This is a genomic window from Pseudomonas sp. PS01298 (assembly GCF_029959745.1).
Taxonomy (GTDB): domain Bacteria; phylum Pseudomonadota; class Gammaproteobacteria; order Pseudomonadales; family Pseudomonadaceae; genus Aquipseudomonas; species Aquipseudomonas aylmerensis.
In genome coordinates this window covers 1-8,409 of record NZ_JASCPP010000174.1, presented here as the reverse complement: position 1 = coordinate 8,409, position 8,409 = coordinate 1, and the positions used below count along the sequence as shown (strand labels likewise).

Genomic DNA, 8,409 nt, shown 5'->3' with positions numbered 1-8,409 from the left:
ATCCAATGTGGGAGCGGGCTTGCCCGCGAAGGTAGTGTGTCAGCTGATGCATCAGGTGCCTGACACACCGCCTTCGCAGGCAAGCCAGCTCCCACTTTTTGATCTCCATGCACTCAGGTGCCTAGGCGCTACCCCAATCCCCACCTTTGATCTCCATGCACCTGGATGCCTAAGCCCGACCCGAATCCAATGTGGGAGCGGGCTTGCTCGCGAAGGCAGTGTGTCAGTTGATGCATGAAGTGCCGACACACCGCGATTGCAGGCAAGCCAGCGCCCACAGGCTTGTATTGGCGCAGCTCAGAAATGCGCCACATCCGACACCTGCTCATCCAGCACATCGCGCGCCAGTGCCCAGGCCTGGTCCTTGGATTCGACCACCAGCAGCGGATAGCCCCAGGCCTTGCCGAACATGACCGCAAACGGCTTCAGGGCCAGGCGTTGCGCGGCGCTGGGCTCGACCTGGATCATGCCTTTGACGAACGTGCGCAGCGCCTGTTTGTTCTTTTTCATCCAGATCGACGCCTGCTTGCGCTCTTCGTGGGAGTGCTCGTGGTTGTTTTCATCGGCGGATTTTTCGTGCAGCAGCATGAAGGCTTGCTCCCTCGCCAACAGGCGTTCAAAGGCCAGGAACGCATCCTCCGGCCCGCCTTCGTTAGGGGCGTCAAAGACGATTTTCACCACGGGGAACGTTGTACTGTCGAGTCGCATGGCCAAGCTCCTTAATGAGAGTGACTCTCACTATAATAAGCCCGGCACTGGACGGCATTGCACAGAATAGCCAGACTGTTTCGCAATTCAGCCAAACTGCGAACGCGCCATGAGACACCACCGCCTGGACTTGCACGACCCACTGATGGCCAAGGATGCCGACGTGTTTCCGCGTGCCGTGGTCGCGGTGGGTGCCACCAGCGCCTCGGACACCTGGGAACACGCGCAACACGCGCACCGCAAAGGCCAGTTGATGTACACCCTGCGCGGGGTGATCCACTGCGAAATCGAAGCAGGGATCTGGATCGTCCCGCCGCAATGCGCACTGTGGATTCCCGGCGGCACCTGCCATGCAGCGCGCGGCTCGGGTGAGGCGGAAGTCTATTGCCTGCTGATCGACCCCGATGCCGCCTGCGCCCTGCCCCCGCAGTGCTGCACTCTGGCGGTGTCCGGCCTGTTGCATGAGTTGATCAGCAAGGCGGTGAGTTTCCCGCAGCTGTATGACGAGGCCGGCGCCCAGGGCCGCTTGATCAACACGCTGCTGGACGAGCTGGCCGCTGCCCCCATCGAAGCGCTGCACCTGCCGATGCCCCGGGACCCGAGGCTGCGGCGCCTGGCCGACAGCCTGCTGGCCGAACCCGCCGACAAGGCCACGCTTGGCCAATGGGCGGTGCGCATCGGCATGAGCGAGCGCAGCATGACGCGCCTGCTGCTCGAGGAATTGGGCTTGAGTTTCGGCCGTTGGCGACGGCAGTTGCATGTGATCCTGTCGTTGCAGCGCCTGGCCAAAGGTCAGAGCGTGCAAGCCGTGGCCCTGGACCTGGGCTATGAGAATGCCAGCGGCTTTATCACCATGTTCCGCAAGGCGGTGGGCCAGCCGCCGGCGCGCTACCTGGCCGAGCGCGCCGGTGTGTTGAGCGCGACCAGCCAGACCATTGCGCTGAAAGACGCGCGCTGACTACCAGCTTTCTCCCAGCCCCAGCAGGCCAAGAATCTGCCGCCGCAGGTCGACCAGATACGGGTCGTCGCGGTGCCGTGGATACGGCCTGTCGATGTGCAGTTGCGCCTGGATTTTCGCCGGGCGGTCGCTGAACACAATCACCCGATTGGCCAGCAGCAGCGCCTCTTCCACATCGTGGGTCACCAGCAATGCCGTGTAGCCCTGGCGCTGCCACAGGTCGATGAGTTCCTTTTGCATGGTGATGCGCGTCAGCGAATCGAGCTTGCCCAGGGGCTCATCGAGGATCAGCAAGCGCGGCTGGTTGACCAGCGCACGCGCCAGCGCGACACGTTGCGCCATGCCGCCGGATAATTGCCGAGGGTAGGCACGGGCAAACTGGCTGAGACCGACTTTTTCCAGCGCCTCGTCGACCTTGCCGGCATGGGTCTTGAGCAGTCCCTGGGCTTCCAGGCCAATGGCGACGTTGTCCCACACGCGGCGCCACGGGTACAGGGTCGGGTCCTGGAACACTACCACGCGGCTCGGGTCGGGGCCGAGGATGGCCTCGCCGTCGGCCAGCAGCTTGCCGGCATCCGCAGGTTCGAGGCCGGCCACCAGCCGCAGCAAGGTGGATTTGCCACAGCCCGAAGGCCCGAGCAACGCCACGAACTCGCCCGGTGCAACATCCAGGGAGACCCGCTCCAATACCGGCAGGTGCTGACCGTCCAGGGCAAAGCCATGGCTGAGGTTTTCAATACGCAGTGCCAACCCCGTGGAAGCGGCGACTGCAGTTGCCAGGGCTACCATTTCATCGTTCCTTTTTGCCAGGCCAACAACCGATCGCGCACCAGGAACAACCCGGTGATCAACCCCGAACAGGCCAACGCCATGATCAACAGTGCAGCGTACATATTCGCGTAGGCGGCCCAGCCCTGGGCCCACTGCAGGTACCAGCCGATGCCGGATTTCACGCCCATCATCTCCGCCACGACCAGGGTGGAAAACGACGCGCCAAGGCCCATGAACAGGCCGACGAAAACGTGGGGCAACGCGGCGGGAATCGCCACCTTGAAAATCAGAAAGCCCTGCTTCGCGCCCAAGGTGCGCGCCACGTCGTAATAAGCTTTATCGACGCTGGCGACGCCGGACCAGGTCAGCACCGTGACCGGAAACCAGGTGGCCAGCGCGATCAGGAACACGCTGGCGCTCCAGCTGCTGGGAAACAGGAAAAAGCACAGCGGCAACAACGCCGTCGACGGCACTGGACCGAGAATGCGCAACACCGGGTGCAGCCAGTAACCGATCCGCGTGGACCAGCCGATGGCTACGCCGGCGACAAAGCCGGTGGCGGCGCCCAGCGCCACGCCGGAGCCCAGCAACACTGCCGAATGCAGCAGGCTGTCGGCCAGCCGCGCGTAGTCTTCGAGGTACACCGCGAGCAAGGCCTGCGGTGGGGCAAAGAACGGCACCGGCAACAGCGCCAGTTTGGCGGTGAGCAACTCCCAGAGGCCCAACAGCGCCGGAAGGGCGATCAGCCAAGGCGCCGCCGTGTGCAGGCGCAGCCCGAGCCTGGTCAATTTGCGCCCGAGCAGGCTCAGCAGGATAAACACGACCGCTACGCCGATACACAGATTTGCCAGGCCCTGGGTCATCGGCCAATTGCGTGTCGCGTTGGGCCAATAGCTGATCAACAGCGCGACGGCCACCCAGGCCGCCACCACGGCGGCGCCCTGCCAGCCGACCTTGAGGGCCACGGGCGGATTGAGGGTTGTGGCGTCAGCTGAAGACATCGGCGGTGATCTCCTTGGCGAATTCCACCGGGTCGGTGCCCTTGCTGATCACTTCGACGGTTTTCAGGTCGGTCACGTAGGTGGTGATCTCCTGGGTCAACGCCGCGCCGACCGCATGGTGGCCGTGGGTGTGGTCGTGGAGGATCGCCTGCACTTCTTCGGTGGAGGTGTTCAGCGCATAGGCCTGGAAGCCCTTGGCGACGGCCTCCGGGTGCTGTACGGAATAGTCATGGGCTTCGAGAATCGCCTGGGTCAGCGCCGCCACTACGCGTTTGTCTTCACGCACCAGCTTGCCGGTGACACCGACCACGCAGCAGCTGAGGTTGGCGTACTCCTCTACCAGATTGGTGGACAGCTCGCGTGCCACGCCGGACTTGATCAGGCGGTACATGAACGGGTCACTGCCGCTCACCGCCTGCACTTCGCCACGCTCCAGCGCAGTGCCCAGCAGGTCGGCCGGGTACAGGCGCCATTCGACATCGCGCACCGGGTCGACGCCGTGCTTTTTCAGCAGGATCGAAAAGAAATTGCGGTCCGGGCTGGCCATGTCGGTCACGCCGATGGCCTTGCCCTTGAGGTCTTCGAGCTTGCTCACGCCGCCGTTCACGGCACTGAGCAATCGCAGGCAACCGCCATGGGTGCCGGCAGTGAGCTTCACATCAAAGCCCTGCTCCAGCGCCTTGAGCCACCGCAGCGCCATGCCCACGCCCGCATCCGCCTTGCCGGTGGCGATGGCTTCGAGCAGCACTTCGGTGGAGTTGCCGAAGTTGACCAGCTCCACGTCGAGATTGTGCTTGGTGAAAAAGCCCTGGCCGTGGGCGATCACCACCGGGGCCAGGCACACGGCGTTGAGGTTGACGGCAAGTTTCAGCTTGCGCGGCGCGTCCAGGCGGATGAAGTCTCCGGTGCCGGCGGGCTCCTGGGGCGTGTTGTGGCCGGCGTGTTCATCGGCGGCAAAGCCCAGGCCGGGCAGCGACAGGCCAGCCAGGGTGAGGCCGGCCATGCCGAGCAGGCGGCGACGGGTCAAGTGATCGAAAGTGGCCATGCTCAATATCCCTTTTAAATTGATGTTCTTGGTTATGCGGTAAGCGGGCTTTTCTGTGGTGAGTGGGCTTGCCCGTGGTGAACCCGCTTGCCTGTGGTGAGTGGGCTTGCCTGTGGAGAGCCCGCTTGGATGTGGTGAGCGGGCTTACCTGTGGTGAGCGGGCTTGCCCCGCGTTGGGCTGCGCAGCGGCCCCAAATACAGTCACCGCGTTCTTCCAGGTACACCGCGGGGTTGGGTTTTGGGGGCGCTGCGCGCCCCAACGCGGGGCAAGCCCGCTCGCCACAAAAAAGCGGGCTTGCCACAAAAAAACCGTTCACCACAAAAAAACTGCTCACCATAAAAAAGCTCAGTGCCACAAAAAGCGCGTGTGTCGCGCAAGTTGCGGTCAGGCCTGCAGGTCAGCCAGTCCCAAGTGCTCGCGCAGCGTGGAGCCCTCATACGCTTTGCGGAACACGCCTTTGCGCTGCAGGTGCGGAATCACACTCTCGACAAACTCAGTAAACGACCCCGGCAAATAACCCGGCGAAATTACAAACCCGTCGCAACCGCCCTGCTCGAACAGTTCGGCCAGTTGGTCGGCGATCTGTGCCCCGGTACCTACCAGTTGCGGCACGCGCACGCTGCTGGCGAAGATCCGGCCGAGTTGTTCCAGGGTGGTCTGCGGGCCTTGCATCAGCAGCTTTTCCGCAGCAGCCGGGTGGATCAGCGGTGACTGCGCGATTTCCGCCAGCGTGGCGCTCAACGGGAAGGGCGACAGGTCCACATTCAACTGCGAAGCCAGCGTCACCAGGCCCAGTTCGGGTCGCGCCAGGGCGTTGTGCTGGTCGCGCTTGGCGCGGGCTTCGGCTTCGCTGCCGCCAATGAACGGCATCACCGCTGTCAGCACCTTGCAACTGTCGGCCTCTCGACCTTGCTGCACGACCTGCGCGCGCACGTCATCGCGAAACGCGCGCATGGCTGCCAGGTGCGGGTGAATGGTGAAAATCGCTTCGGCCCAGCGCGCGCCAAACCGACGGCCACGTCCCGAGGAACCGGCCTGGATCAGCACCGGCCGCCCCTGGGGCGTGCGCGGAATATTCAGCGGGCCCTCGACCTTGAACCACTCGCCCTGGTGCTGCACCGACTGGATCAACGCCGGGTCGGCGAGCACGCCGCTGGCACGATCGAGCTTCAACGCGTCCTTGCCCCAGCTGTTCCAGAGCTTCAGCGCGACTTCGACAAATTCATCGGCGCGGTCATAACGCAGGTCGTGTTCCAGGTGCTTGTCCTTGCCAAACAGGCGCCCTTCGCTGTCGTTCATCGAGGTGACGATATTCCAGGCAGCACGGCCCTTGGACAGGTGGTCGAGGGTGGCAAACTCGCGGGCGATGTGTGCCGGTTCGTAATAGGTGGTGGACCGCGTCGCACCCAGGCCCAACTTGCGGGTCTGGCCGATCAGGTAGGAGAGGATCGGCAGCGGGTCCAGGCGCGTGGCGTCCTGGGCGCCGTAGCGCAAGGCCAACTCGCGGGAGCCGCCCATCTGGTCGCCCACCGCCAGGCGATCAGCGAAGAACAGAAAGTCGAACAGCCCCTCCTCCACCACCTTGGCCACTCGCGCGTAGTACTCGGGATCGAGGTAATTGCCGACAGTTTCCGGATGGCGCCACACCGCATGGCTGTGCACCACGGGGCCGCTCAGCAGGAAGGCTGACAAGTGGATCTGGCGGCTCATGGCTTCGGCGTCCACACGGTGATATCAGAGACTTTGAGCGGCTTGGGAATCAGCTTGGCGGCGTAGTAGTAGTCGGCGATGCGTTGCTGTTCGGCGAGGTTGTCCACCTTGACCGGGATGATGTCGTAGCTGCGGCGGCTGTTGGCGCGCTCCACCGTCGCCGGGGCGATGTTGCCCCACAGCGGGCCGAGGATTTCAGCGGCCTCCTTGGGATGGGCTTTGACCCATTGGCCGGTCTCGCGCAGGGTGTCGAACGTCACCTGCAACACGTCCGGATGCGCCTTGGCGAACCGGGTCGTGGCCAGGTAGAAGCGGTTGTAATTGGCCAGGCCGTCGCTGCCGTCGGCAATCACGCGCGCGTGGTGGTCGAGTTGCTGGGTCGCGTAGAACGGGTCCCAGATCACCCAGGCGTCCACGCTGCCATTGGCGAACGCCGCGCCGCCGTCGGGGGCTTCGAGGTAACGCGGGGTGATATCGGCAAGGGTCAGCCCGGCTTTTTTCAGCGCACTGATCAGCAGGAAATTGCTGCCCGAGCCTTTGGACACGGCGACGGTCTTGCCCTTGAGGTCGGCAACGCTGTGGATCGGCGATTTATCCTGCACGATGATCGCCTGCGCGCCGGGCGACGCGTTTTCCTGCGCGTAGTAAGTCAGCGGCGCATCGGCGGCCTGGGTGAAAAGGGCGAAGGCGTCGGCCACATCGGCATGCAGGTCGACGCTGCCGGCGTTCAACGAGCTGAGCAGGCCGGTGCTGAATTCATGCCAGTTGACCGTGAACCCCAGCGGCTTGAGGCGCTGTTCCAGCTGGCCATTTTGCTTGAGCAGGATCCACAGGGTGGATGAGCGCTGGTAGCTGATATCCAGGGTCTGCTCGGCATGGGCCGCCGCTGCGGCAAACAGCAGGCTGGCGGCGAGAATGAGTTTTTTGAACGTCATGAAAAGGCCTTGGCATAGAAGAAGTGAAAGAAGCTGCATATGCCAAAACGCGGCATAAGGCCTGGCAAATAAGCGAACTTGATTATATTAATGACGAGCGATTATGAAAGAACTCTATAATTCTATGGTTATGCCGAATTCGCAGGACGGTGCGAAAAGCGCCCTAAGCTAAGATCGAAAGAGTATTTATCGAATGATTTTTAGAACTTTATGCTTGGCGATATTTCGCTGAAGATCGAGCTCGCCATGTCCATTCGCCGTCCCCTCGCCGTCGTTTTAGGGTTGCTGGCCTTTTCCGTTGCCATCAGCGCCGAAGCCCAGGAAACCCTGCGCATCGGCTACCAGAAATCCTCGACCCTGATCACCCTGCTGAAAACCCAGGGCAGCCTGGAACAAGCCCTCAAGGCCGACAACATTGATGTGAGCTGGCACGAGTTCCCCAGCGGCCTGCCGCTGCTCGAAGCGCTGAACGTGGGCAACGTCGACATCAGCGCCGATGTGGCGGATACCGTGCCGATCTTCGCCCAGGCGGCCCAGGCCAAACTCACCTACTTCGCCCAGGAAGCGCCCTCGCCTTCGGCCCAGGCCATCGTGGTGCGCAAGGATTCGCCGATCCAGCAACTGGCGGATTTGAAAGGCAAGAAAATCGCGGTGACCAAGGCGGCCGGCACTCACTATTTGCTGATCGCGGCGTTGGCCCAGGCGGGGCTGGCTTTCTCGGATATCGAACCTGCGTACCTGTCGCCGGCCGATGGTCGCGCGGCGTTCGAGAACAACAAGGTGGATGCATGGGTCACCTGGGAACCCTTCCTGACCAGCGTGCAGCGTCAATTGCCAACACGCACCTTGGCCGACGGCGCCGGGCTGGCCAGTTACAAGCGTTACTACCTGACCGGGACGCCGTACGCCAAGGCGCATCCGCAGGTGTTGAAAGTGGTGTACGCGCAGCTGGAGAAAACCGGCGAGTGGGTGAAGAAAAACCCGCAGGACGCGGCGAAAATCCTCGGCCCGTTGTGGGGCAACCTGGACGTGGCCACCGTAGAAGCGGCCAATGCGCACCGCAGTTATCAGGTGCAACCGGTGACGCTCGATCAGCTGGGTGAGCAGCAGAAGATTGCCGATGCGTTCTTCAAGGCCGGCTTGCTGCCCAAGGCGGTAGACGCCAAGGATGTACAGACCTGGAAGCCCTGAGGCCGGGCACGGTCTAACTGTGGGAGCGGGCTTGCTCGCGAAAGCGGTGGTTCAATGAATACATCTTCGACTGAAAGACTGCATTCGCG

The 8,409-nt window shown here is 63.0% G+C and carries 8 protein-coding genes; 2 read left to right on the top strand and 6 right to left on the bottom strand.

Annotation, left to right across the window (positions count from 1 at the left end):
- Nucleotides 1-297 precede the first annotated feature (297 nt).
- Nucleotides 298-708: a hypothetical protein gene (locus QMX97_RS30645; protein WP_065907546.1), complete on the bottom strand. Its 411-nt coding sequence runs from the start codon at nt 706-708 to the stop codon at nt 298-300.
- A 109-nt stretch (nt 709-817) separates the two neighbouring features.
- Between QMX97_RS30645 and QMX97_RS30640 the strand changes: the two genes are divergently transcribed.
- On the top strand, nt 818-1,666 hold the full coding sequence (locus QMX97_RS30640) for a helix-turn-helix transcriptional regulator (protein ID WP_065907544.1): 849 nt from the start codon (nt 818-820) through the stop codon (nt 1,664-1,666).
- Here QMX97_RS30640 and QMX97_RS30635 read toward each other — a convergent pair whose 3' ends face one another.
- The 5 genes from QMX97_RS30635 to QMX97_RS30615 form a co-directional block, all read right to left on the bottom strand.
- Nucleotides 1,667-2,455: an ABC transporter ATP-binding protein gene (locus QMX97_RS30635; protein ID WP_065907542.1), complete on the bottom strand. Its 789-nt coding sequence runs from the start codon at nt 2,453-2,455 to the stop codon at nt 1,667-1,669.
- On the bottom strand, nt 2,449-3,438 hold the full coding sequence (locus QMX97_RS30630; RefSeq protein ID WP_282398155.1) for an ABC transporter permease subunit: 990 nt from the start codon (nt 3,436-3,438) through the stop codon (nt 2,449-2,451). The genes QMX97_RS30635 and QMX97_RS30630 overlap by 7 nt, the downstream gene beginning before the upstream one ends.
- Nucleotides 3,425-4,483: an ABC transporter substrate-binding protein gene (locus QMX97_RS30625; protein WP_213553821.1), complete on the bottom strand. Its 1,059-nt coding sequence runs from the start codon at nt 4,481-4,483 to the stop codon at nt 3,425-3,427. The genes QMX97_RS30630 and QMX97_RS30625 overlap by 14 nt, the downstream gene beginning before the upstream one ends.
- A gap of 385 nt (nt 4,484-4,868) precedes the next feature.
- Nucleotides 4,869-6,194 (bottom strand): LLM class flavin-dependent oxidoreductase, encoded by a 1,326-nt coding sequence (locus QMX97_RS30620; RefSeq protein ID WP_282398154.1) that lies wholly within the window; start codon nt 6,192-6,194, stop codon nt 4,869-4,871.
- Complete coding sequence (locus QMX97_RS30615) at nt 6,191-7,129, bottom strand: aliphatic sulfonate ABC transporter substrate-binding protein (RefSeq protein WP_065904577.1); 939 nt, start codon at nt 7,127-7,129, stop codon at nt 6,191-6,193. The genes QMX97_RS30620 and QMX97_RS30615 overlap by 4 nt, the downstream gene beginning before the upstream one ends.
- 246 nt (nt 7,130-7,375) lie before the next feature.
- Between QMX97_RS30615 and QMX97_RS30610 the strand changes: the two genes are divergently transcribed.
- Nucleotides 7,376-8,320 carry an aliphatic sulfonate ABC transporter substrate-binding protein gene (locus QMX97_RS30610; RefSeq protein WP_282398153.1) on the top strand — a complete coding sequence of 315 codons (945 nt, stop codon included), beginning with the start codon at nt 7,376-7,378 and terminating at the stop codon, nt 8,318-8,320.
- The last annotated feature ends 89 nt before the right edge of the window (nt 8,321-8,409 follow it).

What these genes read in the sequence shown, in the direction of transcription:
- QMX97_RS30630 (WP_282398155.1), bottom strand. Translation starts at nt 3,438, where the DNA reads ATGTCTTCAGCTGACGCCACAACCCTCAATCCGCCCGTGGCCCTCAAG.
- QMX97_RS30610 (WP_282398153.1), top strand. Translation starts at nt 7,376, where the DNA reads ATGTCCATTCGCCGTCCCCTCGCCGTCGTTTTAGGGTTGCTGGCCTTT.
- QMX97_RS30615 (WP_065904577.1), bottom strand. Translation starts at nt 7,129, where the DNA reads ATGACGTTCAAAAAACTCATTCTCGCCGCCAGCCTGCTGTTTGCCGCA.
- QMX97_RS30645 (WP_065907546.1), bottom strand. Translation starts at nt 708, where the DNA reads ATGCGACTCGACAGTACAACGTTCCCCGTGGTGAAAATCGTCTTTGAC.
- QMX97_RS30640 (WP_065907544.1), top strand. Translation starts at nt 818, where the DNA reads ATGAGACACCACCGCCTGGACTTGCACGACCCACTGATGGCCAAGGAT.
- QMX97_RS30635 (WP_065907542.1), bottom strand. Translation starts at nt 2,455, where the DNA reads ATGGTAGCCCTGGCAACTGCAGTCGCCGCTTCCACGGGGTTGGCACTG.
- QMX97_RS30625 (WP_213553821.1), bottom strand. Translation starts at nt 4,483, where the DNA reads ATGGCCACTTTCGATCACTTGACCCGTCGCCGCCTGCTCGGCATGGCC.
- QMX97_RS30620 (WP_282398154.1), bottom strand. Translation starts at nt 6,194, where the DNA reads ATGAGCCGCCAGATCCACTTGTCAGCCTTCCTGCTGAGCGGCCCCGTG.